The 21,740-nt window shown below is 62.0% G+C and carries 21 protein-coding genes and 1 other RNA gene; 11 read left to right on the top strand and 11 right to left on the bottom strand.

What is annotated here, in order from left to right:
• Window positions 1–57 precede the first annotated feature (57 nt).
• Together ubiD and ATH90_RS27550 are read left to right on the top strand one after the other, a co-directional pair.
• On the top strand, window positions 58–1,524 hold the full coding sequence (gene ubiD, locus ATH90_RS27555; RefSeq protein WP_003176824.1) for a 4-hydroxy-3-polyprenylbenzoate decarboxylase: 1,467 nt from the start codon (window positions 58–60) through the stop codon (window positions 1,522–1,524).
• Entirely contained in the window at window positions 1,524–2,492 is a 969-nt protein-coding gene (locus tag ATH90_RS27550; RefSeq protein WP_034110159.1) for a CDP-6-deoxy-delta-3,4-glucoseen reductase, read from the top strand. The genes ubiD and ATH90_RS27550 overlap by 1 nt, the downstream gene beginning before the upstream one ends.
• A gap of 103 nt (window positions 2,493–2,595) precedes the next feature.
• Here the strand turns inward: ATH90_RS27550 and ATH90_RS27545 are convergent, their stop codons facing one another.
• Window positions 2,596–3,078, bottom strand: a complete 483-nt coding sequence (locus ATH90_RS27545; RefSeq protein ID WP_069078528.1) for a sn-glycerol-3-phosphate transporter — start codon at window positions 3,076–3,078, stop codon at window positions 2,596–2,598.
• 327 nt (window positions 3,079–3,405) lie between these two features.
• On the opposite strand from ATH90_RS27545, the gene ATH90_RS27540 reads away from it, so the two are divergent.
• Together ATH90_RS27540 and ATH90_RS27535 are read left to right on the top strand one after the other, a co-directional pair.
• Window positions 3,406–5,793, top strand: a complete 2,388-nt coding sequence (locus ATH90_RS27540; RefSeq protein WP_098467552.1) for a TonB-dependent receptor plug domain-containing protein — start codon at window positions 3,406–3,408, stop codon at window positions 5,791–5,793.
• A 26-nt stretch (window positions 5,794–5,819) separates the two neighbouring features.
• On the top strand, window positions 5,820–6,473 hold the full coding sequence (locus tag ATH90_RS27535) for a gamma-glutamylcyclotransferase (RefSeq protein WP_034110152.1): 654 nt from the start codon (window positions 5,820–5,822) through the stop codon (window positions 6,471–6,473).
• Here ATH90_RS27535 and glpT read toward each other — a convergent pair.
• Complete coding sequence (gene glpT, locus ATH90_RS27530) at window positions 6,470–7,807, bottom strand: glycerol-3-phosphate transporter (protein ID WP_034110150.1); 1,338 nt, start codon at window positions 7,805–7,807, stop codon at window positions 6,470–6,472. The genes ATH90_RS27535 and glpT overlap by 4 nt on opposite strands.
• Before the next feature lie 230 nt (window positions 7,808–8,037).
• On the bottom strand, window positions 8,038–9,015 hold the full coding sequence (locus ATH90_RS27525; protein ID WP_034110148.1) for an NADPH:quinone oxidoreductase family protein: 978 nt from the start codon (window positions 9,013–9,015) through the stop codon (window positions 8,038–8,040).
• A 150-nt stretch (window positions 9,016–9,165) separates the two neighbouring features.
• Between ATH90_RS27525 and ATH90_RS27520 the strand changes: the two genes are divergently transcribed.
• Window positions 9,166–9,573 carry a flagellar basal body-associated protein FliL gene (locus ATH90_RS27520; protein WP_015886451.1) on the top strand — a complete coding sequence of 136 codons (408 nt, stop codon included), beginning with the start codon at window positions 9,166–9,168 and terminating at the stop codon, window positions 9,571–9,573.
• Between the two features lie 64 nt (window positions 9,574–9,637).
• Here ATH90_RS27520 and ATH90_RS27515 read toward each other — a convergent pair whose 3' ends face one another.
• From ATH90_RS27515 to ATH90_RS27500, 4 genes are all read right to left on the bottom strand, one after another.
• Window positions 9,638–10,756: an ABC transporter permease gene (locus ATH90_RS27515; protein ID WP_098467551.1), complete on the bottom strand. Its 1,119-nt coding sequence runs from the start codon at window positions 10,754–10,756 to the stop codon at window positions 9,638–9,640.
• Window positions 10,756–13,482, bottom strand: a complete 2,727-nt coding sequence (gene rbbA, locus ATH90_RS27510; RefSeq protein WP_098467550.1) for a ribosome-associated ATPase/putative transporter RbbA — start codon at window positions 13,480–13,482, stop codon at window positions 10,756–10,758. The genes ATH90_RS27515 and rbbA overlap by 1 nt, the downstream gene beginning before the upstream one ends.
• Entirely contained in the window at window positions 13,479–14,444 is a 966-nt protein-coding gene (locus tag ATH90_RS27505) for an HlyD family secretion protein (RefSeq protein WP_098467549.1), read from the bottom strand. Before ATH90_RS27505 ends, rbbA begins: the two co-directional genes overlap by 4 nt.
• 69 nt (window positions 14,445–14,513) lie before the next feature.
• Window positions 14,514–14,963 (bottom strand): EVE domain-containing protein, encoded by a 450-nt coding sequence (locus ATH90_RS27500; RefSeq protein ID WP_034110140.1) that lies wholly within the window; start codon window positions 14,961–14,963, stop codon window positions 14,514–14,516.
• Between the two features lie 195 nt (window positions 14,964–15,158).
• Here ATH90_RS27500 and ATH90_RS29440 point away from each other — a divergent pair, with 195 nt between their 5' ends.
• A complete protein-coding gene (locus ATH90_RS29440) occupies window positions 15,159–15,308 on the top strand; it encodes a hypothetical protein (protein ID WP_010207387.1) in 150 nt (49 codons plus the stop codon).
• Between the two features lie 7 nt (window positions 15,309–15,315).
• On the opposite strand, the gene ATH90_RS27490 is transcribed toward ATH90_RS29440, so the two are convergent.
• From ATH90_RS27490 to ATH90_RS27475, 4 genes are all read right to left on the bottom strand, one after another.
• Complete coding sequence (locus ATH90_RS27490; protein ID WP_034110138.1) at window positions 15,316–15,945, bottom strand: 5-formyltetrahydrofolate cyclo-ligase; 630 nt, start codon at window positions 15,943–15,945, stop codon at window positions 15,316–15,318.
• A 57-nt stretch (window positions 15,946–16,002) separates the two neighbouring features.
• Window positions 16,003–16,181: non-coding RNA, 6S RNA (gene ssrS, locus ATH90_RS27485), on the bottom strand.
• A gap of 30 nt (window positions 16,182–16,211) precedes the next feature.
• Complete coding sequence (locus ATH90_RS27480; protein ID WP_010207385.1) at window positions 16,212–16,529, bottom strand: cell division protein ZapA; 318 nt, start codon at window positions 16,527–16,529, stop codon at window positions 16,212–16,214.
• Window positions 16,526–16,735 carry a TIGR02449 family protein gene (locus ATH90_RS27475; RefSeq protein WP_007982902.1) on the bottom strand — a complete coding sequence of 70 codons (210 nt, stop codon included), beginning with the start codon at window positions 16,733–16,735 and terminating at the stop codon, window positions 16,526–16,528. Before ATH90_RS27475 ends, ATH90_RS27480 begins: the two co-directional genes overlap by 4 nt.
• Before the next feature lie 138 nt (window positions 16,736–16,873).
• Here ATH90_RS27475 and ATH90_RS27470 point away from each other — a divergent pair, with 138 nt between their 5' ends.
• From ATH90_RS27470 to ATH90_RS27450, 5 genes are read left to right on the top strand one after another with little or no spacing between them, the layout of a single operon-like run.
• Window positions 16,874–17,431, top strand: a complete 558-nt coding sequence (locus tag ATH90_RS27470; RefSeq protein WP_025857400.1) for a YecA/YgfB family protein — start codon at window positions 16,874–16,876, stop codon at window positions 17,429–17,431.
• Window positions 17,432–17,451: 20 nt separating this feature from the next.
• Window positions 17,452–18,774, top strand: coding sequence for a Xaa-Pro aminopeptidase (gene pepP, locus ATH90_RS27465; protein WP_034110134.1), 1,323 nt, complete (start codon window positions 17,452–17,454; stop codon window positions 18,772–18,774).
• Window positions 18,771–19,958: a 2-octaprenyl-6-methoxyphenyl hydroxylase gene (ubiH, locus tag ATH90_RS27460; RefSeq protein WP_034110132.1), complete on the top strand. Its 1,188-nt coding sequence runs from the start codon at window positions 18,771–18,773 to the stop codon at window positions 19,956–19,958. The genes pepP and ubiH overlap by 4 nt, the downstream gene beginning before the upstream one ends.
• The gene (locus ATH90_RS27455; protein ID WP_034110130.1) at window positions 19,951–20,436 is read left to right on the top strand and encodes a DUF4442 domain-containing protein; all 486 of its coding nucleotides are present in this window, start codon (window positions 19,951–19,953) and stop codon (window positions 20,434–20,436) included. Before ubiH ends, ATH90_RS27455 begins: the two co-directional genes overlap by 8 nt.
• A 9-nt stretch (window positions 20,437–20,445) precedes the next feature.
• Window positions 20,446–21,666 carry a 2-octaprenyl-3-methyl-6-methoxy-1,4-benzoquinol hydroxylase gene (locus ATH90_RS27450; RefSeq protein WP_164403475.1) on the top strand — a complete coding sequence of 407 codons (1,221 nt, stop codon included), beginning with the start codon at window positions 20,446–20,448 and terminating at the stop codon, window positions 21,664–21,666.
• Window positions 21,667–21,740: the final 74 nt, after the last annotated feature.

Genomic DNA, 21,740 nt, shown 5'->3' with positions numbered 1-21,740 from the left:
TGCCAGCGGCCGTCAGAGCAGGTAGGATGTACGCCTATTTTACGGGTGGCATGGTTAATGAAATTCAAGGATCTTCGGGATTTCGTGCAGCAACTTGAGCAGCGCGGAGAGTTGAAACGTATCCAGATGCCGATTTCCCCGGTGCTGGAAATGACTGAGATTTGCGACCGTACCCTGCGCAACAAGGGCCCGGCGCTGCTGTTCGAAAACCCGACCGGCTTTGATATCCCGGTGCTTGGCAACCTGTTCGGTACCCCCGAGCGCGTGGCCTTTGGCATGGGGGCCGAATCGGTCAGCGAACTGCGCGAGATCGGCAAGCTGCTGGCTTTCCTCAAGGAGCCCGAGCCGCCCAAGGGGCTGAAGGATGCCTGGTCTAAGCTGCCGATCTTCCGCAAGATCATTGCCATGGCCCCTAAAGTGGTCAAGGACGCGGTGTGCCAGGAAGTGGTCATCGAAGGCGATGACGTCGACCTCGCCATGTTGCCGGTGCAGACCTGCTGGCCCGGCGACGTCGGCCCGCTCATCACCTGGGGCCTGACCGTCACCAAGGGGCCGAACAAAGACCGCCAGAACCTCGGTATCTACCGCCAGCAAGTGATCGGCCGCAACAAGGTGATCATGCGCTGGCTGAGCCACCGTGGCGGTGCGCTGGACTTTCGCGAGTGGTGCGAAAAACACCCTGGCAAACCGTTCCCGGTGTCCGTGGCCCTGGGCGCGGACCCGGCCACCATTCTGGGTGCTGTGACCCCAGTGCCAGACAGCCTGTCCGAATACGCTTTCGCGGGTCTGCTGCGCGGCAACCGCACCGAGCTGGTGAAGTGCCGTGGCAACGACCTGCAGGTACCGGCCACCGCCGAGATCATCCTCGAAGGTGTGATTCATCCGGGCGAGATGGCCGATGAAGGTCCTTACGGCGACCACACGGGCTACTACAACGAGGTTGATAGCTTCCCGGTGTTCACCGTCGAGCGCATCACCCACCGCATCAAGCCGATCTACCACAGCACCTACACCGGCCGTCCGCCGGATGAGCCGGCGATTCTGGGCGTGGCGCTCAACGAAGTGTTCGTGCCGATCCTGCAGAAGCAGTTCCCGGAGATCACCGACTTCTACCTGCCGCCAGAAGGCTGCTCGTACCGCATGGCCATCGTGACCATGAAGAAGTCGTACCCGGGCCATGCCAAGCGGGTAATGCTCGGTGTGTGGTCGTTTTTGCGACAGTTCATGTACACCAAGTTCGTTATCGTCACCGACGACGACATCAACGCCCGCGACTGGAACGACGTGATCTGGGCCATCACCACGCGCATGGACCCCAAGCGCGACACGGTGATGATCGACAACACGCCGATCGACTACCTCGACTTTGCCTCGCCCGTATCTGGCCTGGGGTCGAAAATGGGCCTGGACGCTACCCACAAATGGCCAGGTGAGACTACCCGCGAGTGGGGCCGGGTGATCGTCAAGGATGAGGCCGTCACCGCCCGTGTCGATGCGATCTGGAAAGAATTGGGAATAGATTGATGCGTGTAACCCTGCAACCTTCCGGCGCTGTGCTGGAGCTGGTCCCCGGCGAGCGGATCCTCGAAGGCGCACGTCGCCTGGGCTACGAATGCCCACAGGCATGTCGCAACGGCGTATGCCACGTGTGTGCCGCTCTACTGGTGGAAGGCCGGGTGCAGCAGGCGGGTGAGGTTCGTGACCACGGTGAGTTCTACACGTGCATCGCCGAGCCGCTGGAAGATTGCGTCGTATTGTGGGATGGCGTGCTGGCGCCGGGAGAATTGCCGTTGCGCAAGTTGTCGTGCCAATTGAGTGAATGTGTAGAGGTCGGTGGCGACGTGTGGCGCGTGCGCCTGCGTGCGCCGGCCGGCAAGGCGGTGCGTTACCACGCCGGTCAATACTTGATGATCGAGCGGGAGAACGGCGAGAAATCGGCTTTTTCCCTAGCCTCGGCGCCCCACGCCGGACGCGAGCTGGAGCTGCACGTGCTGGTTCGCGAGGACAGTGCGCGCAGCCTGCTGGAGCAACTGCAGCGCAACCAGATGGCGCGTGTGGAACTGCCGTTTGGCGATACTCACTTGGCCGAGCTGCCGGACGGGCCGCTGGTGCTGATCGCCGCCGGCACCGGCATGGCGCAGATGCACAGCCTGATCGAACATTGCCGCGCTTCCGGCTTCAAGCACCCGGTGCATCTGTATTGGGGCGTACGTCGCCCGGAAGATTTCTACGAGATCGAACACTGGGACCAGTGGTTGCAGCTGCCCAACCTGTTCTTGCACAAGGTCGTCAGCGACCTGTGCGGCTGGGAGGGGCGGTGCGGGTTGCTGCATGAAGCGGTGTGTGAAGACATTGCCGACCTCAAAGGCGTGCATGTCTACGCCAGCGGTTCACCGGCGATGATCTACGGCACCCTGGATGCGTTGGTCGAGGCCGGTATGGATGCGCACCAGATGCGCGCCGACGTATTTGCCTACGCCCCACGTCCCTAGAGACTCAAGCGGAATCCATAGGGGAGCTGGCTTGCCTGCGTTGTCAGCCAACACCGCTATCGCACGTACGCCAGCTCCCACAGTAGACCGTGCCGTGTCAGTGTCAAAACCGTAAGCCGGTCGTCACCATCGCTGCATTGAACCCCAGCAACACCATCTCCGCTGCCACCGGCCCGTAGTGCGTGCCCACTGACGGAATGATCACCGGCGCCACGCCATAACGGTTCAACGGGATCTTGTCGCGGTACTTGCCGCGATACCCCTGGATTGCCCCGCCTGTCAGCTTCAAATACACCGGATAGTCGGCCATGTCATAGCGCTTGCCCGCATAGGCGTAGTACGAGCGCTGGCGGAATGAGTTGCGGAACGTCGCCCCGCCATACACGAAACCGGATGCTTCATTGCGCTCCAGGCCGATCAGGTCCTGGTTGTTGTTGTGCTCGGGGTCCGGCGCGAAATGTCGGGTGTAGACGCTGGTCTGCGCGTACCAAAAGCCTTTGTCGTCCTCGGTAGCCGGCGTTTCGCCAGCCAGGGCCGTGGTTGCCTGGGCCAGGAACAGCAGGCCAGGCAGTCGGAATTTCATCATGGGTGCGACCTCGGTAGTCGGTTTGATGGGCGGCTAGGTGGGTCGTGACGTGTAGGGCATTTTGACGGCTTGGCGCGTCCCCAGGCTGAACCTGGGCTGAAAGTAGCGGGATTGCCCCCTGAATCCTGACGAATGGGGCGCTGTGCTTATGCATTCGCTTATTCTTTAAAGGTATTTAATTTGTTACATAAATATCATTAAGCTATATATCAACGGACTACCGACTGACTCACAACCACCAATAACTGACCGCCACCGCCCGCCAGCCGGATCGATCGTACGAACTCAGAGCATGACGTTCTAGGGTTTGAATCCAAGGGGAGCGGTATGGGGAGCTACAAGCAACACGCGCTATACACGGCGATTTTATCGGCCAATTTGCTGACCGCTGTGGGTTTCAATCCAGTCTTCGCGGCCGAAACGTCCGCCACCGATGCGCCCAAGCTCGACACTGTGATCGTCACCGGCACCCGCGCCCAAGAGCGCACCGCCAGTGCATCGCTGTCACCGATCGATGTAATTTCCGGCGATTCCTTGCGCAGTACCGGCTCCGACGAGCTGGGCGCGGTGTTGGCGCGGCTGATTCCGTCGATCAACTTCCCGCGCCCAAGCCTGGTAGACGGTGCCGAACTGGTGCGCCCCGCGCAATTGCGCGGCTTGTCGCCGGATCAGGTGCTGGTGCTGGTCAACGGCAAGCGTCGCCACACCAGCGCTTTCGTCAACCTTGGCGGGGCAGTGGGCCGTGGGTCGGCCCCGGCGGACTTGAATGCGATCCCGCTGTCGGCGGTAGACCACATTGAAGTGCTGCGTGATGGTGCCTCTGCGCGTTATGGCTCCGATGCGATTGCCGGGGTGATCAACGTGATCCTCAAGCATGCCGATCATGGCGGCTCGATCTCCACCAAGTTCGGCGAATATAAGAAGGGCGACGGCATCCAGCGAAATGTCAGTGGCAATACCGGCCTGGCCTTGGGTGACAACGGCTTCATCAACCTGTCGGCTGAAGGCGCCGATAACGACTACACCAATCGCGCCGGCAATGATTACCGCCCCGCCAGCATCGGCTCCACCACGTACGGCCAGCGGGTGTTCCGCCAGGGCGAGCCGGCCACCAATGAAGGCAAATTCCAGTTCAACTCGGAATATCCCTTCAACGATGCAGCCGAGTTCTACACCTTCGGTGGCTACAGCAAACGGCGCGGCGAGACGGCGGCGTTCTATCGGGCGAGCAATGCCTCCAACAACATCCCGGCGCTCAACCCCAACGGCTACCTGCCGCTGATCAAGGGCAACCTGGAAGACACTTCGCTGGTAGTGGGCCTGCGTGGCTTGCTCGCTTATGACTGGCATTACGACCTGTCGGCCAACTACGGCAAGAACCAGTACGCGTTGGGCACTGAAACCATCAACACTTCCCTGGGCCTGGCCACGCCGCGCAAGTTCAACAACGGCACCCTGAGCAACGACCAGAAGCAACTGAGCCTGGACCTGTCTCGTGAGTTCGACGTGGGCTTCCTGCCTTACCCGGTTTCCGTGGCCTTCGGCGGCGAGTACCTGCACCAGGGCTATGAAATCGAGGCGGGTGAACCGGCGTCCTACTACCAGACCGGCAGCTCCGGCCTGGGCGGCTTCCGCGAGGCCGATGCCGGTACCAGCGCGCGGCATAACTGGGCGCAGTACCTGGACCTGGAAACCAACTTTACCGAAAAGCTCAGCGCGTCGGCCGCCGTGCGCCATGAGGATTACAGCGACTTCGGTTCCAACGTGAGTGGTTCACTGTCTGCCCGCTACGACTTCACCCCTCAGGTCGCTTTGCGCGGCAGTATTTCCAATGGTTTCCGTGCGCCATCCCTGGCCCAGCAGAACTTCGCCTATACCTCATCGCAGCTGATCGGCAGCACTGTCCAGGAAGCGGGCACCTTCCCGGCCAACAGCCAGGTGGCGCGCTTGCTCGGCGCCGAAGACCTCAAGGCTGAAAAGTCGCGCAACTACAGCCTCGGCCTGGTGCTGGAGCCTGCCGATGACCTGACAGTGACACTGGATGTGTACCGCATCGACATCCGCGATCGCATCAGCCTGTCGTCAAACCTGAACCTCAACCCGGCCGCGATTGCTTACCTGCAAGCCAACGGCGTGGGCAACATCAACTACACCAGCGCCCGCTATTTCACCAACGCGACCGACACCAGCACTGACGGTGTCGACCTGGTGGCCAACTATCGCTACCAGTTCGACAACGGTATTCGCTGGAACAGCACCGTGGGCTACAACTACAACCACACCAAAGTGACCGACGTGAAAGCCAACCCGGCGATCCTCGACAGCCTGGGTGTGAACCTGTTACGGGTGGACCGTCGCGAAAAAAGCGGCTTGCTGGGCGACACCACGCCCGAGCACAAGCTGAGCCTGGGTAACGACTTCACGTTCGGCAATTGGGCGCTGCACAGCAACCTGGTGCGCTATGGTGAGTTCACCAGCTACCAGGCAGACAAGGTCAATGACCAGACCTTCAAGGCCGCCTGGGTGCTGGACCTCTCGGCAGACTACAAGCTGAAGAACTGGACCTTCACCCTGGGCGGCGACAACGTCACCGATAAATACCCGGAGAAGGTCAACGCCTTCGCCAGCAGTGGGGGCAATCTGGCCTATAGCACTTTTTCGCCGTACGGTTACAGCGGCGCGTTCTATTACGGTAAAGTTGCCTATAACTGGTAAAGCACAGGAGACCTAAGCGATTTGCCATGACCGTCATTGAATCTGATCTTTTGCAATTGGCGTACCCTCCGCGGCTCGATCTTGGGCCGCAACTCACTCACGAACAGTTGATGAGCTCGATGCAGGCCACGATGGCGCGGCATAAGGGTGGGCCGGTCTGGTTATTCGCTTATGGTTCGCTGATCTGGCGCCCTGAATGCTCCTCGACCGAGCGGGTGCGGGCACGGGTCCACGGTTATCACCGGGGCCTGTACCTGTGGTCTCACGAGCACCGGGGCACGCCGGAGCTGCCGGGGCTGGTATTCGGATTGGATCGCGGTGGCTCCTGCAGCGGGTTTGCCTACCGCTTGCCGGAAGATCAGCTGGAGGCCTCGCTCTACGCCTTATGGCAGCGCGAGATGCCTTACCCCTCCTACCGGCCGCACTGGCTCAGCTGCCGCCTGGAAGATGGCACTACGGTGCAGGCGCTGGGGTTTGTGTTGGAGCGGCACTTGCCCAGCTACGCCGGCAACTTGCCCGACATCGTGCTGAACCATGTACTCGAAAGCGCTTGCGGGCGTTACGGCACGACTCGCGATTATGTCGAGCAGACCGTCAACGCCCTGCGTAGCCACGCCATGCCAGATAAGAACCTGGAGGCGCGGCTCAAGCGTTGTGCAAAGGATTGCTCAGGCAGTTAGCGTGCCGAGCTGACACTGTTGGTGTGCCACAGTGTCGGGATCAGGAAGGCGATCGCCAGCAGGCACGCGCCGATCAGCAGCACGAAACCACCGTCCCAGCCGAAATGGTCCACGGTGTAGCCCATGGCCGCGCTCGCCGCCACCGAACCGCCCAGATAACCGAACAGGCCGGTGAACCCCGCAGCGGTGCCAGCGGCTTTCTTCGGTGCCAGCTCCAGCGCCTGCAGACCGATCAGCATCACCGGCCCGTAGATCAGGAAGCCGATGGAGACCAGCGCGATCATGTCGACCATCGGGTTGCCCGGCGGGTTGAGCCAGTACACCAGGGTCGCCACGGTCACCAGGGCCATGAATACGATGCCGGTCAGGCCACGGTTGCCACGGAAGATCTTGTCCGACATCCAACCGCACAGCAGCGTGCCCGGGATACCGGCCCACTCGTAGAAGAAGTACGCCCAGGACGATTTATCCACGGTGAAGTGCTTGGCTTCCTTGAGGTAGGTGGGTGCCCAGTCCAGTACGCCGTAGCGCAGCAGGTAGACAAACACGTTAGCGAACGCGATGTACCACAGCATTTTGTTGCGCAGCACGTACTTGACGAAGATTTCCTTGGCGCTGAATTCGTCTTCGTGGCTGGCGTCGTAGCCTTCCGGGTAGTCGTTCTTGTACTGCTCGATCGGGGGCAAGCCCACCGACTGTGGGGTGTCGCGCATGGTGATGAAGGCAAACGCCGCCACCAGCAAGGCCACCGTGGCTGGCACGTAGAACGCGGCATGCCAGTCGTTGAACCAGGCCATGCCGAGCAGGAACAGCGGGCCGATCAGGCCGCCGCCGACGTTGTGCGCCACGTTCCACACCGACACCACGCCGCCGCGCTCTTTCTGCGACCACCAGTGCACCATGGTGCGACCACTGGGCGGCCAGCCCATGCCTTGGGCCCAGCCGTTGATGAACAGCAAAATGAACATCATGGTCACGCTGGACGTCGCCCAAGGTGCGAAACCGAAAATGAACATGACCCCCGCTGAAACCAGCAGGCCGAAGGGCAGGAAGTAGCGTGGGTTAGAGCGGTCGGACACCAGGCCCATGAGGAACTTGGACAGGCCGTACGCAATCGCGATGGCGGACATCGCCAAGCCCAGCTCGCCGCGGGTGTAACCCTCGTCGATCAAGTAGGGCATGGCCAGGGAAAAGTTCTTGCGCAGCAGGTAGTACCCGGCGTAACCGAAGAAAATGCCGGCGAAGATCTGCCAGCGCAGGCGTCGGTAGGTACTGTCTATCTTTTCTTCAGGCAGGGGCGCCTGGTGTGCGGCAGGTCGAAAGAAAGCAAACATTCAAGAGCTCCAAATTTCTTGTTTTGACTGCGGATGCGAATGTTACAGTTTCGTTACCGAAAATAGCATCGCCTCTTATCTGCAAACACAGGAAATGGGAGCAATTGCATGTTCTCTTATGAACATGTCGCTAATAGATAAGTGCTGGTCGTGATTGGATCCTGGGGCCAACGAATCACTCATAGGGGAGCCGGCAAGCCAGCTCCCACATGGACGGCATTGCAGGTGTGTTATCGGGTTTGGACAACCACTTTGCCCACCGCCTTGCGCTGCCCCAGGTCATTGATCGCCTGGGCGGCGTGTTCCAGCGGATACACCTGCGACACCAGCGGCTTGAGTTTGCCTTCGCCGTACCAGGTGAACAATTGTTGGAAATTCGCCGCATTGTCCTGCGGCTGACGCTGGGCGAATGAGCCCCAGAACACCCCGACCACCGCAGCCCCCTTGAGCAATGCCAGGTTCACCGGCAGTTCCGGGATACGCCCGCTGGCGAACCCCACCACCAGCAGGCGACCATTCCAGGCGATGGCACGGATGGCCTGGTCAAACAGATCGCCACCCACCGGATCGTAGATGACATCGGCGCCGTTGCCGTCGGTGAGGCGCTTGATCTCGTCTTTCAGGCCAGTTTCGCTGTAGTTGATCACCTCATCGGCGCCGGCGGCCTTGGCTACCGCGAGCTTGTCCGCGCTGCTGGCGGCGGCGATCACCCGTGCGCCCATGGCCTTGCCGATTTCCACTGCGGCCAGGCCCACGCCACCGGATGCGCCGAGGACCAGCAGGGTTTCGCCGGGCTGCAGGTTGGCGCGTTGTTTCAGCGCGTGCATCGAGGTGCCGTAGGTCATGCTGAAAGCGGCGGCGGTGTTGAAGTCCATGCTCGGCGGGATCGGCAGTACGTTATAGCCCGGCACCGCAACCTGTTCGGCAAAGCTGCCCCAACCGGTCAACGCCATGACCCGGTCACCGACCTTCAGGTGGCTGACCTTTTCCCCCACTTCACTGACCACGCCTGCCGCTTCGCCACCGGGCGAGAACGGGAAGGGCGGCTTGAACTGGTACTTGCCTTCGATGATCAGGGTGTCCGGGAAGTTGACCCCGGCGGCATGCACGTCCAGCAGGATTTCGTTCTTCTTGATCGCCGGGCTGGCGATCTCTTCCAGCACCAGGGTTTCGGCGGGGCCGAAGGCTTTGCACAGCACAGCTTTCATCGGACTATTCCTTTTGGCGTCGTGGCCGATAAGTGTAGGAGGGTACGCCCGTGGGTCAACGAGCATGCCCAGGCCTGATAAGCCGCCATAAGCTTGTGCTCTGCCTTGCTAGCGTTATGCTACCCGGCAACCGAATGTGAGGAATGAACTGTGAAAGCGTGGATCCTGTTGATGCTGGCCCTGACTTTGCCGATGGCAGCCCAGGCCGAAGAAGCCAAGGAAGGCGAGGCGCCGAAGGTCAGCTATATCAGCCTGAGCCCGCCGTTCGTGGGTAACTACGGCCTGGACGGCACAGCGAAACTCAAGGTGTTCAAGGCCGACATCGCCCTGCGCGTGACCGGCACCGAAGCCGCGGCGTTGGTCAAAGCCAATGACCCCTTGATCCGTAACCAACTGGTGGCGCTGTTCACCCAGCAGACCAACGAGGCCATGAGCACCGTTGAAGGCAAGGAAAAGCTGCGCCAGGAAGCGCTCAAGCAAACCCAGCAAGTGATGAACGACGAGACCGGCAAACCGGTGGTGGAAGACCTGTTGTTCAACAACTTGATCATCCAGTAAGCGTCGCAAGCGCACGTGTCGTGGTGGGCCGGCCGGTCCACCACGACACGTGGGTTACTGCCGGTTACGACGCCAGGCTCTTCCTGAACCGCGCCAACGCCACCGCAAAAAACAGTAGCCCAATCCCCGCCAGCGCCAGCAAGTCTGGCCACACCACACTCACCCCCGCATCCCGAAACAGAATCGCCGCGCTCAAACTGACAAAATGCGTCGACGGCGAGCCCTGCATCACCCACTGCAGCCACTCAGGCATGCTGTCCAGCGGCGTGCTGCCACCTGAGAGCAGTAGCATTGGAATAATCACCGGGATTGCCAGCAGGCCGAACTGCGGCGTCGAGCGGGCGAGGGTGGCGAGGAAGATGCCCAGCGCGGTGCTGGCAAACAGGTAGAGCGCCGTCACCAACAGAAACAAACTCAGCGACCCGGCCAGCGGCACGCCCAGCAGGCCTTTGACCACCACCTCCAGTGACAGCCAGGTGCACAGCACCACCACCAGCATGTTGCTCCAGATTTTCGCCAGCATGATTTCCAGCGCCGTCAGCGGCAGTACCAGCAGGTGGTCGAGGGTGCCGTGCTCGCGCTCGCGTAGCAGTGCGGTGCCGGTCAGGATAATGGCGAGGATGGTGATGTTGTTGACGATCTGGATCACCGCCAGGAACCACCCGCCTTCCAGGTTGGTATTGAACAGCGCCCGAGTGGTGAGCAGCGCAGGTGCCTGGCTGGCGACATCGCTTTGTCCGCTATAGGTCAGCAATTCCCGTTGGAAAATCCGCCCGATGTAGCCCGCGCCCATGAACGCCTGGCTCATGGCCGTGGCATCCACATTCACCTGCACGCCTGGCTGGCGCCCCGCCAGCAGATCGGCCTGGAAATTCGGCGGCACATTGATCACGAAAGTGTATTCACCGCTGTCCATCACCTTGTCCAGTTGGTCGTAGGCCAGCGGCGCGGGCGCCTGGAACTCGGGCGGCTGCAGCGCCTCGGCCATCTGCCGCGACAGCGCACTGTGGTCCTCATCGACAAACGCGACGCTGGCGTTGTGCACGCCGATCACCGAACCCGCGGCGGGCATATAGATAGCGACGGTAAAGGCGTAGAACAGGAACAGCAGTAACACGCTGTCGTGGCGCAGGCTGGTCAGTTCCTTGATCCCCAGGCGCAGGATGTGCGCGCATGTATGCATCAGGCCTCCTGCTTCTTGAGCATGATCAGGCTCAGCCCGGTAAACCCTACGAAAAACCCGAACAACGCCAGGCACTGCGGCCACAACTGGCGCAGGTCCAGGGCCTTGGTGAACGTGCCCACGGCAATATCCAGGAAGTGCCCGGCCGGAAACAACGTGCCCATCAATGCCGCCGCACCTTCCAGTGACGAGCGCGGCACGATCAGCCCGGAGAACTGGATCGTCGGCAAGCTGGTGATGATCATGGTGCCCAGGATCGCCGCGATCTGCGTACGGGTGAACGCCGAAATCAGCAGGCCCATGCTGGTGGTCGCCAGTACGTACAGCAGGCCGCCGCATGCCAGCGTCAGGGCGCTGCCCTTGAACGGCACGCCGAACAGCCAGCGGTTCATCGCCACCAATACCGCCAGGTTGACCAGGCTCACGGCCAGGTACGGCGCCTGTTTGCCGAGCAGGAATTCCAGGCGGGTCAGTGGCGTGGCGTAGAAGTTGGTGATCGAGCCCAGCTCCTTCTCGCGCACGATGCCGAGGGCGGTGAGCATCGCCGGGATAAACGCCAGGATCAGCGCCATCACGCCGGGGCCGATGGCGTTTACGCTGACCACGTCCTGGTTATAGCGAAAGCGCGTCTCCAGCTTGGCGGCCGCCTGGTTGTTGCGTGGCACGCTGCTCAGCTCGGCCAGTTGCGCAAGGTTGCCCTGGTGCACGGCCTCTACGTAGTTACGGCTGGTTTCCGCACGAAACGGCATGCCGCCGTCGAGCCATGCGGCCACCGTGGGCTGGCGACCAGCGTAGAGATCGCGGCCAAAACCGGGCGGGATCTCCAGGGCCAGTTTGATTTCCGAGCGTTGCAAGCGTCGGTGCAGTTCATTCGAGTCCTGAATGGGCAACTGCTCGGCGAAATAGCGGGAGCTGCGAAAGGCCTCCAGGTAGGCACGGCTTTGGGGAGTCTGGTCCTGGTCGTAGACCGCGAACGCGAGGTTTTCCACATCCAGGGAAATGCCGTAGCCGAAGATCACCATCATGAACATCGCACCCAGCAGTGCAAAGGCCATGCGCACTTTGTCGCGCAGCAGCTCCTTGCTTTCGCGGCTGGCCACGGCCAGCAGGCGCGGCAGGCTGAAACCAGGCTTGCTCACGGGCGGTGTGCTGGTTGCGTTGACGGTTGCAGGGGTTGCAGTGGGTGCGGCGGGTTCTGCTTCGCCCTGGGCCTGTTCCAGGCAGGTGACGAAGGCAGCCTCCAGGGTATCGCCGTGGAATTGCCGTTGCAGCGCGTCCGGCGTATCGCAGGCAAGCACCTTGCCCGCGTGCATCAGGGAAATGCGGTCGCAGCGCTGGGCTTCGTTCATGAAGTGGGTGGACAGGAAAATGGTCACGCCCTGCTCGCGGGAAAGCTCGACCAGCAGCCGCCAGAAGTCATCTCGCGCGGCCGGGTCGACACCCGAGGTGGGCTCGTCGAGGATCAGCACTTCCGGGCGGTGCAGCACCGCCACCGCCAGTGACAAGCGCTGGCGCAGGCCAAGGGGCAGTTCGCCGGACGGTTGTTCAGCCACGTCACCGAGGTCGAAACGCTGGATCAACTCGTCAATCCGCTGGCCGCTGTCCACCTTGGGCAAGTCGAACAATTGTGCATGCAGTACCAGGTTCTGGCGCACGCTGAGCTCGCCATACAGCGAGAAGCTTTGCGACATGAAGCCCACACGCTTGCGGGTAGCCAGGTCCTTGGCGTTCACCGGATTGCCCAGCAGCATCGCACTGCCTTCAGTGGCCGGCATCAGCCCGGTGAGGACTTTCATGGTGGTGGTCTTGCCGCAGCCGTTGGAGCCGAGGAAACCGAAGATCTCGCCTCGGCCAATGGCGAAGCTGACCTTGTTCACCGCGGTGAAATCACCAAAGCGCAGGGTCAGGTCATGGGCTTGGATGGCGATATCGGCGTTGGCGTTTGCCCTTGGAGGGATGACCAGCGCTTGGTTGTCGTGGGCGCTGTCGCCCTGGAAGTGGGTAAACGCCTCATCTAATTTGCCGCCGGATGTTGCCGATGCCAGTTCACTGCTCAGGCCGTCCGCGATCAGCTTGCCGCGATCGAGCATGAGGCAATGTTCGAACTGCTCGGCTTCTTCCATATAGGCCGTGGCCACCAGCAGCGTCAATTGCGGACGCTCGCTGCGTACGCTTTCAACCAGTTCCCAGAAGCGCCGCCGTGACAGCGGGTCAACGCCGGTGGTGGGTTCGTCGAGGATCAGCAGGTCCGGGTCGTGGATCAGCGCACAACATAGGCCGAGCTTCTGCTTCATCCCGCCGGACAATTTACCGGCCGGGCGGTCGGCAAAGCGTGCGAGGTCGGTGGCCAGCAGCAGGTTGTGCATGCGTTGGTCGCAATCGGCTTTCGACAGGCCGAACAGGGTGGCAAAGAACCGGATGTTTTCGCGGATGGACAGTTCGGGGTACAGGTTGCCACCCAAACCCTGGGGCATAAAGGCAATGCGCGGGTACAGACTGTTGCGGTGACGACGGTCCTCGATGGCGCCACCGAGCACGTGTAACTGGCCGTCCTGGAGCTTTTTGACCCCGGCGATCAAGCCCAGCAGGCTCGACTTGCCCGCGCCATCCGGGCCAATCAACCCGCAGCGCGTGCCGGCCGGCAAGCTGAACGTGATGTCGACCAGTGCTTGCTGCTTGCCGTAGCGGTGGTTGATCCCCGTCGCCTGCAGCGCCAGGGCGGTCATTGCAGGTTGGCCGGCCAGTCAATGTCAGCCGTGCGCACATAGCCTGCGCCGGGCATACCCGGTTTGGCCTGGGGCACGGCGCTGGGTTGGGCCAGGCGCAGTTTGACGCGGAACACCAGTTTCTGGCGTTCGTCGCGGGTTTCCACTTCCTTGGGCGTGAATTGGGATTTGGCGGCGACAAAACTGATCTTGGCCGGCAGCGGCTGGTCGGGCAAGGCGTCGAGCAGGACGCGCGCGTCACTGCCGACGGTGAGGCGGCCGGTCACGGAGGCGGGCAGGTAGAGGTTCATGTATTGATCATTGGGATCGATCAACAGTAATACACGCCCGCCCGCGCCCAGCACTTCACCCGGCTCGGCCAGGCGCAGCTGGATAATGCCGTCGATAGGCGCGCGCAGGCTGCTGTCGTCGATCTCACTGGTGAGCTGGGCCACTTGGGCCTCGGCGGCACCGATGGCGGCCTTTACCGAGTTGACCTGGGCCTGCGCAGCAACCACCGCCGCGTTTCCGGTGTTCTGCCGTGCCTGCTGTTGGTCGATCAGTTGGCTGCTGGCGAAGCCACGCTTGTACAGCTCCTGGGTGCGCTTGAGTTCCTGGTTGGCCAGCAGTTGTTCGCTCTGGCGCAGTTGCACGTTGGCTTCGGCGGCGGCGAAGTTTTCCTTGGCGCGCAGTACTTCGGCTTCGGCCTGTGCGCGCTGGGCTTCGAGGGTGCGGGTGTCCATGCGTGCGAGCAGTTGGCCCTTGAGCACCTTGTCGCCTTCGTCGACGCGCACGTCGGCCAGGCGCCCGGGGATCTTCGCAGCGATCTGCACTTCAGTAGATTCCAGGCGGCCATTGCCCATGCTCAGGCCGTCGGGCAGGCGGTCCTGGGTGGAGCGCCAGTAACCGAAGGCGCCTGCGCCCAGTAACAGGACGATCAGTGCGCTGGCGAAAAGGCGGGAGGTGCGGTGATTCGTCGACATGGCTGCTTCCTGCGGCATTAGCGTCCTAGTTTGAACGGTTTGCCCCGGCGGGGCGTTGATACCGGTCAGTTAAAGCAAATGGATCACGGCGGCCCATTGCTCGGGCGTGACGGCCATCACCGATAGCCGGCTGCCTTTTTGCACCAGGGGCAGTTCGGCAAGGGCGGTTTGCTGCTTGAGGTAACCCAGTCCGAGAACCTTGGGGAAGGTCTGGACGTGGGCGACATTGATCGCGCTCCAGGGATTCTTTTCCGGGGTGGCCTTTGCGTCGAAGTAGTGGCTTTCTGGCTCCAGTGCCGTAGGGTCCGGGTAGGCCGCCTCGACGATTTTGCCGATGCCGGCGATGCCCGGCTCGGGGCAACTGGAGTGGTAGAAGAAAAATTCGTCACCCACTGCCATGGCACGCAGGAAGTTGCGCGCCTGGTAGTTGCGCACCCCGTCCCAACGCGCTTCGCCGAGCTTTTCCAAGCCTTTGATGGAGAGTTCGTCGGGCTCGGATTTCATCAGCCAGTAGGCCATTTTTGGGCTCCTGAAAAAGGGCGTGGGCAAGTTGTCAGGCAATTTGATGACAAACCGACAGTCGGTTGGCGCCAAGGTTTGCGTGTTGGTTCACGTTACCGCAGAATGCCGGCTTTTAAAGCTTGACGCAGCTGCAACGGACTACTTTGGAACGTTGTTGTCATCGTGTACGAGGTGCCTGAAGGGGGGCAATCGATGCAACGTAAACCGGATTTACTATGGATTTTGGTGATTTTGTTTGGTCTGGGCGTCGTGACCACCGGGTATGCCCAAAGCTTGTGGTCGAACAAGACCGATGCTCCCGTTGAACTGGCTCAGCAGCAGCCACAACCGTTCAAGCGCTGACCCTTCTTCAAGGCGCCGCTGACTCCAGTGGCGTCTTCGCAATATACCAATGCTTATCGGTGACGGTGCCTGCCAAGGGCACATCCCAACTCGCCTGCGCCAATCGTTCGACTTTCTGACATTCATGGGCCAGCCCCAGCAGCGTCGGCTTGCGCCAGCTCTGACGACGCGCCAGGTACGCCAGGCTGCGATCGTAGAACCCGCCGCCCATGCCCAGGCGTCCCCCCGCATCATCGAACCCCACCAATGGCAGCAGCACCAGGTCCAGTGCCCAGACCTTGCGTTGCCGGCTGATATTCACCCGTGGTTCCAGGATGCGAAAGCGATTGGGCAGCAGCTTTTCCCCAGGCCGTACGCGCTGGAACACCATCTTGGTCCGCGGCCAGGCGCTGAGCACCGGCAGGTAGGTGGCCTTGCCCCGGCGCTGGGCAGCGCGCAGCAGCAGTCGCGGGTCGATTTCGCCGTCCGTCGGTAGATACAACGAGATATGTTTGGCCCGGCGAAACAGCGGGTGCTGTGCCAGTTGCCGATACAGGCCGTGGGCGGCCTTGCGCTGCTCGCTCGGTGTGAGGGCGCGGCGGGCATTGCGCAACATGCGTCGAAGTTGCGGACGGGAAAGCGGCGCAGGTTCGGTCATGGTTTTCGGCTCATAAAACAATGCCAGTCCGAGGACTGGCATTGAGTTTGGGAATTCAGGCTCCCCGACAGAGCCGCTGTCGACTTAGCCCTTGAACCCGAAAGTTCAAGGTGGAAGATGCAGTAGGCTTTAAGGCTTTCCGTCTAGCGGACATGCACACCAGCCCAACGTGCAACTTCCAGGGTAGTGCGAATCGGCTCAGGGACATCGCCGACTGGCAAACACGCCAGGGAGTGGGGCGAGTATACCTTAAACAGTCGCGGCAATCAGCCCTTGGGTGCGTCTGAATCGCTGGAAAGCACCAAGTCAACACGTTCCAGCAGGTCACGCACCTGCTCGCGCGTCGAGCCGCTGGCCTGCACGTCAGGGCGTTCCTGCTTATGCAGCAAATCGTGGGTGATATTCAGCGCGGCCATCACGGCGATGCGATCGGCACCGATCACTTTGCCGCTGCTGCGGATCTCACGCATCTTGCCATCCAGGTAGCGGGCGGCGCTCACCAGGTTGCTGCGCTCTTCCTGGGGGCAGATGATCGAATATTCTTTATCGAGGATCTGCACGGTGACGCTATTGCTTGAACTCATGAGTCTTGCTCCAGGGCCTTCAGGCGCGAAATCATCGATTCGACCTTACGCCGGGCGATTTCGTTTTTTTCAATGAGGTGAGCGCGTTCCTCGCGCCAGGTCTTTTCCTGAGCTAATAGGAGTCCGTTTTGACTCTTAAGTTGCTCGACCCGAGTAATTAGCAATTCGAGTCTGGCCATCAGCGCTTGCAGGTCGGTGTCTTCCATTGGGTTCCACTGGATTTGTCTGATGAATGGCAACTGCAGGATAAACGATCTGACGCCCTTGATAGTCTTGGTACGTCTGCCGGTGCTAGGATACAGCGCTCCATTCTAGACATTGCGCCGTCTGGCGCCTAGCTCACCATGCCCATTCAGAACTCCCCGTACGATGCTTTCTCCAAACTGCTGAGCGCCAGCGGCCACCCCTGCTCGCCTGCCGAACTGCACGGCGTGTTGCTGGGTCGCAGCTGCACCGGCGTTGGCTTTGATGCCGACAACTGGCTGGCCGATGTGGCCGAGCTGCTGGAAACCGAACCGACCGAGAACGTGCGTAACGCGCTGATCGGCCTGCAAGAAATGGTCAAGGGCGAGCTGACCGGTGATGACGTCACCGTGGTCTTGCTGCTGCCGACCGACGATGCGCCGCTCACCGAACGCGCTGCCGCCCTGGGCCAATGGTGCCAAGGTTTCCTCCACGGTTTCGGCGTAAACGCCGGCGGCCTGGAGCTGAGCACCGATGCCCAGGAAGTGTTGCAGGATTTGGCAGCCATCTCCCAGGTGCAAGATGCCCTGGAAGAATCCGAAGACGGCGAAAGCGACTACATGGAAGTGATGGAATACCTGCGCGTCGCGCCGCTGCTGCTGTTCACCGAGACCAAGAAGTCCGCTGAGCCTGCTGCACCCAAGCCGTCGCTGCATTAAGAAAGGAAGCCCATCTGCCCATGATCCATATCCCCAGAGCGGAATACACCCGACGCCGCAAGGCGCTCATGGCGCAGATGGAACCCAACAGCATCGCGATCCTGCCGGCCGCGGCCGTGGCGATCCGCAACCGTGACGTCGAGCATGTGTACCGCCAGGACAGTGACTTCCAGTACCTGAGCGGTTTCCCCGAGCCCGAAGCGGTGATCGTGCTGATGCCCGGTCGCCAGCACGGCGAGTACGTGCTGTTCTGCCGCGAGCGCAATGCCGAACGCGAACTGTGGGATGGCCTGCGCGCCGGCACCGAAGGCGCGATCCGTGACTTCGGCGCCGACGATGCCTTCCCCATCACTGATATCGACGACATCCTGCCCGGCCTCATCGAAGGCCGCGACCGGGTGTATTCGGCCATGGGCAGCAACGCTGAATTCGATCGGCACCTGATGGAGTGGATCAATGTGATCCGCTCTAAAGCGCACCTGGGCGCGCAGCCGCCGAATGAATTCGTTGCCCTGGATCATCTGCTCCACGACATGCGCCTGTATAAATCGGCGGCAGAAGTGAAGGTGATGCGCGAGGCCGCACGAATCTCCTGCGCCGCCCATGTGCGGGCAATGCAGGCCAGCCGCGCCGGTTTGCGCGAATTCAGCCTGGAAGCCGAGCTGGATTATGAATTCCGCAAGGGTGGCGCGAAGATGCCTGCTTATGGCTCCATCGTCGCCGCCGGGCGCAACAGTTGCATCCTGCATTACCAGCAGAATGACGCAGTGCTCAAGGACGGCGACCTGGTGCTGATCGACGCCGGTTGCGAGATCGATTGCTACGCCAGCGACATCACGCGCACCTGGCCGGTCAACGGCAAGTTTTCGCCGGAACAGAAGGCGATCTACGAGATTGTGCTGGCTTCCCAGGAAGCCGCCTTTGCCGAGATCGCGCCGAACAAACATTGGAACCAGGCCCATGAGGCGACGGTGCGCGTGATTACCTCCGGGCTGGTCGAGCTGGGGCTGCTCCAGGGTGACGTCGACGAGCTGATCGCCAGCGAAGCGTACCGCGCCTTCTACATGCACCGCGCCGGGCACTGGCTGGGCATGGATGTGCATGATGTGGGCGAGTACAAAGTCGGCGGTGAATGGCGTGTGCTGGAAGTCGGCATGGCGTTGACCGTGGAGCCGGGGATCTACATTTCGCCGGACAACCAGAACGTGGCAAAGAAATGGCGTGGCATTGGCGTACGCATCGAGGACGACGTGGTAGTGACCAAGCAAGGCTGTGAAATCCTGACCGGCGGCGTGCCCAAGACTGTCGCTGACATCGAAGCGCTGATGGCGGCCGCCCGATGAGCCGGGTCAACCTGGCGATCATCGGTGGTGGCCTGGTGGGCGCCAGCCTGGCGCTGGCGTTGCAGGCCGGGGCCAAGGCGCGAGGCTGGAAGATCGTGCTGATCGAACCCTTCGCGCCGGGCGACAGCTACCAGCCGAGCTACGATGCGCGCTCTTCAGCGCTGTCCTTTGGCGCCCGGCAGATCTATCAGCGCCTGGGCCTGTGGCAGGACATTTCCCGCCGCGCCGAGCCGATCAAGCAGATCCACGTGTCGGACCGTGGGCGTTTCTCCACCGCGCGTTTGTCCGCCATGGAGGAGGGCGTGCCGGCCCTCGGTTACGTGGTGGAAAACGCCTGGCTGGGCCAATGCCTGTGGCAAGGCCTGGACAAAGACGTGGTCAGTTGGCGTTGCCCGGCGGAAGTCACGCGCATGGAGCCGCTGCCCGATGGCTACCGCCTGGTCCTCAACGATGAAACCGTGCTGGACTGCGACCTCGCCGTACTGGCCGATGGTGGCCGCTCCGGACTGCGCGAACAGCTGGGCATTGGCGTGAAAACCCGTCCGTACAACCAGAGCGCGCTGATCGCCAACATTACCCCGAGCGAATCGCATAACGGCGAAGCGTTCGAGCGCTTCACCGACGAAGGCCCGATGGCCCTGTTACCGCTGCCGGACAACCGCTGCGCGCTGGTCTGGACCCGTATTGGCATGGATGCGCAGCGCCTGGCCAACCTCGACGAGCGCAGCTTCTTGAGCGAATTGCAGGGCGTGTTTGGCTACCGCCTGGGCACGCTCAAGCAAGTGGGGGCCCGCCACCTGTACCCGTTGACGCTGGTGGAAGCCGAGGAACAAGTGCGTTCCCACCTGGCCGTCCTCGGCAACGCCGCCCACAGCCTGCATCCGATCGCCGGGCAGGGCTTCAACCTGTCCCTGCGCGATGCGCATGCGTTGGCCGAGGCCTTGCTGGCAGGGCCGCAGGTGCCGGGTGACCTGGCAACCTTGCAAGGCTATCGCGAGCGTCAGCGCCTGGATCAGAAACTCACCGTGGGCTTCTCCGACCAGGTCACCCGACTGTTTGGCAGCGCCCAGCCGCTGGTCGCGCTAGGCCGCAACATGGGCCTGCTGGGCCTGGACCTGTTGCCACCGGCCAAGCGCTGGTTCGCCCGCCAGGCCATGGGCCTGGGCACGCGACCCGATGCGTAAGGGGTTGATCGAGCGCCTGGGCAAGGCGCGGTTGTTGCGTTGGGTCATGACCCTGTATCCGCCCTACCTGGGGGCGGGGGTCAGCGTCCGGCACATGAGCGCCGACTTTCGTCACGTCAAAGTGCGCATGGGCCTGGGCTGGTACAACCGCAACTATGTCGGCACGCAATTCGGCGGCAGCCTGTATTCGATGGTCGACCCGTTCTACATGCTGATGCTGATGGAGAACCTGGGGCGCGATTACATCGTGTGGGACAAGGCCGCGAGTATCGACTTCGTTTCGCCGGGCAAAGGCCCGGTGTATGCCGAATTTTCCATCGACGAGGCCTTGCTGGACGAGATTCGTCGACAGACCGAAGGTGGCGAGAAATATTTGCCCCACCTCGAGGTGCAGATTCATGACGGCTCCGGCACCCTGGTGGCGCGGGTCGATAAAACCCTTTACGTGCGGCGCAAGCCGCCAGTGAGACAGGCTTAAAGCATGGACATGCGCGCAGATGTGCTGATTGTCGGGGCCGGAATGGTCGGAAGCGCCCTGGCGCTGGCGTTGCAGGGCAGTGGCTTGCAGGTGCTGCTGCTCGACGGCAGCCCGCTGAGTGTCAAGCCGTTCGACCGCGACGCGGCCTTCGAGCCCCGGGTGAGTGCCTTGTCCGCCGCCAGCCAGCGCATCCTCGAGCGCCTGGGTGTATGGGACGGCATCGTCTCACGGCGCGCCAGCCCCTACGGCGAGATGCAGGTGTGGGACGGCAGCGGCACCGGGCAGATCCACTTCTCGGCGGCCAGCGTGCATGCCGAGGTGCTCGGGCACATCGTCGAGAACCGCGTGGTTCAGGATGCCTTGCTTGACCGCCTGCATGACTGCGACCTGGGCCTGCTTGCCAATGCACGCCTGGAACAGATGCGCCGCTCCGGCGATGACTGGCTGCTGACGTTGGCCGATGGGCGCAAATTGCGCGCGCCCCTGGTGGTGGCCGCTGACGGCGCCCATTCCGCTGTGCGCCGCCTGACCGGCACCGCGACCCGCGAATGGGATTACCTGCATAACGCCATCGTTACCAGCGTGCGCAGCAGCCAGCCGCATCAGCGCACGGCATGGCAACGGTTTACCGATACCGGCCCACTGGCGTTTTTGCCGCTGGTGCGGGATGGACAGGAGGATTGGTGCTCGATCGTCTGGTCGACCACGCCGGCCGAATCTGAACGCTTGATGGCGTTGGACGATGAAAGCTTTTGCCGTGAACTGGAGCGCGCCTTCGAAGGGCAACTGGGTCACGTGATCAGCGCCGACCCGCGTGTCTGCGTGCCGTTGCGTCAGCGACATGCCAAGCGCTATGTGGCCGAAGGCCTGGCGTTGATTGGCGACGCGGCCCATGTCATCCACCCCTTGGCGGGGCAGGGCGTGAACCTGGGTTTCCTGGATGCCGCGGTGTTGGCCGAAGTGCTGTTGGCGGCGACCGAGCGGGGTGAACGACTGGCGGACGTGAAGGTGCTGAGCCGTTACGAACGTCGACGCATGCCGCACAACCTGGCGTTGATGGCGGCGATGGAAGGTTTCGAGCGCCTGTTCCAGGCCGATCAACTGCCGCTGCGCTGGTTGCGCAATGCCGGCCTGAAGCTCGTCGACCAGATGCCCGAAGCCAAGGCGGTGTTCGTGCGCCAAGCCTTGGGCTTGACCGGTGACTTGCCCGATCTCGCCAAACCCCTGTAGGCGCGGCCCGACAGCGTAACCCCGCGATCCAGAAATGTGGGAGCGGGCTTGCCCGCGAAAGCGGCCTGACGGGC

The organism is Pseudomonas lurida (genome assembly GCF_002563895.1).
GTDB classification, from domain to species: Bacteria; Pseudomonadota; Gammaproteobacteria; order Pseudomonadales; family Pseudomonadaceae; genus Aquipseudomonas; species Aquipseudomonas lurida.
This window is presented reverse-complemented; position numbering and strand designations above follow the sequence as displayed.

Bases quoted from the DNA above. Each gene is read 5' to 3' on its own strand.
- ubiD (WP_003176824.1), top strand. From the start codon at position 58: ATGAAATTCAAGGATCTTCGGGATTTCGTGCAGCAACTTGAGCAGCGC.
- ATH90_RS27550 (WP_034110159.1), top strand. From the start codon at position 1,524: ATGCGTGTAACCCTGCAACCTTCCGGCGCTGTGCTGGAGCTGGTCCCC.
- ATH90_RS27545 (WP_069078528.1), bottom strand. From the start codon at position 3,078: ATGATGAAATTCCGACTGCCTGGCCTGCTGTTCCTGGCCCAGGCAACC.
- ATH90_RS27540 (WP_098467552.1), top strand. From the start codon at position 3,406: ATGGGGAGCTACAAGCAACACGCGCTATACACGGCGATTTTATCGGCC.
- ATH90_RS27535 (WP_034110152.1), top strand. From the start codon at position 5,820: ATGACCGTCATTGAATCTGATCTTTTGCAATTGGCGTACCCTCCGCGG.
- glpT (WP_034110150.1), bottom strand. From the start codon at position 7,807: ATGTTTGCTTTCTTTCGACCTGCCGCACACCAGGCGCCCCTGCCTGAA.
- ATH90_RS27525 (WP_034110148.1), bottom strand. From the start codon at position 9,015: ATGAAAGCTGTGCTGTGCAAAGCCTTCGGCCCCGCCGAAACCCTGGTG.
- ATH90_RS27515 (WP_098467551.1), bottom strand. From the start codon at position 10,756: ATGCATACATGCGCGCACATCCTGCGCCTGGGGATCAAGGAACTGACC.
- rbbA (WP_098467550.1), bottom strand. From the start codon at position 13,482: ATGACCGCCCTGGCGCTGCAGGCGACGGGGATCAACCACCGCTACGGC.
- ATH90_RS27505 (WP_098467549.1), bottom strand. From the start codon at position 14,444: ATGTCGACGAATCACCGCACCTCCCGCCTTTTCGCCAGCGCACTGATC.
- ATH90_RS27500 (WP_034110140.1), bottom strand. From the start codon at position 14,963: ATGGCCTACTGGCTGATGAAATCCGAGCCCGACGAACTCTCCATCAAA.
- ATH90_RS29440 (WP_010207387.1), top strand. From the start codon at position 15,159: ATGCAACGTAAACCGGATTTACTATGGATTTTGGTGATTTTGTTTGGT.
- ATH90_RS27490 (WP_034110138.1), bottom strand. From the start codon at position 15,945: ATGACCGAACCTGCGCCGCTTTCCCGTCCGCAACTTCGACGCATGTTG.
- ATH90_RS27480 (WP_010207385.1), bottom strand. From the start codon at position 16,529: ATGAGTTCAAGCAATAGCGTCACCGTGCAGATCCTCGATAAAGAATAT.
- ATH90_RS27475 (WP_007982902.1), bottom strand. From the start codon at position 16,735: ATGGAAGACACCGACCTGCAAGCGCTGATGGCCAGACTCGAATTGCTA.
- ATH90_RS27470 (WP_025857400.1), top strand. From the start codon at position 16,874: ATGCCCATTCAGAACTCCCCGTACGATGCTTTCTCCAAACTGCTGAGC.
- pepP (WP_034110134.1), top strand. From the start codon at position 17,452: ATGATCCATATCCCCAGAGCGGAATACACCCGACGCCGCAAGGCGCTC.
- ubiH (WP_034110132.1), top strand. From the start codon at position 18,771: ATGAGCCGGGTCAACCTGGCGATCATCGGTGGTGGCCTGGTGGGCGCC.
- ATH90_RS27455 (WP_034110130.1), top strand. From the start codon at position 19,951: ATGCGTAAGGGGTTGATCGAGCGCCTGGGCAAGGCGCGGTTGTTGCGT.
- ATH90_RS27450 (WP_164403475.1), top strand. From the start codon at position 20,446: ATGCGCGCAGATGTGCTGATTGTCGGGGCCGGAATGGTCGGAAGCGCC.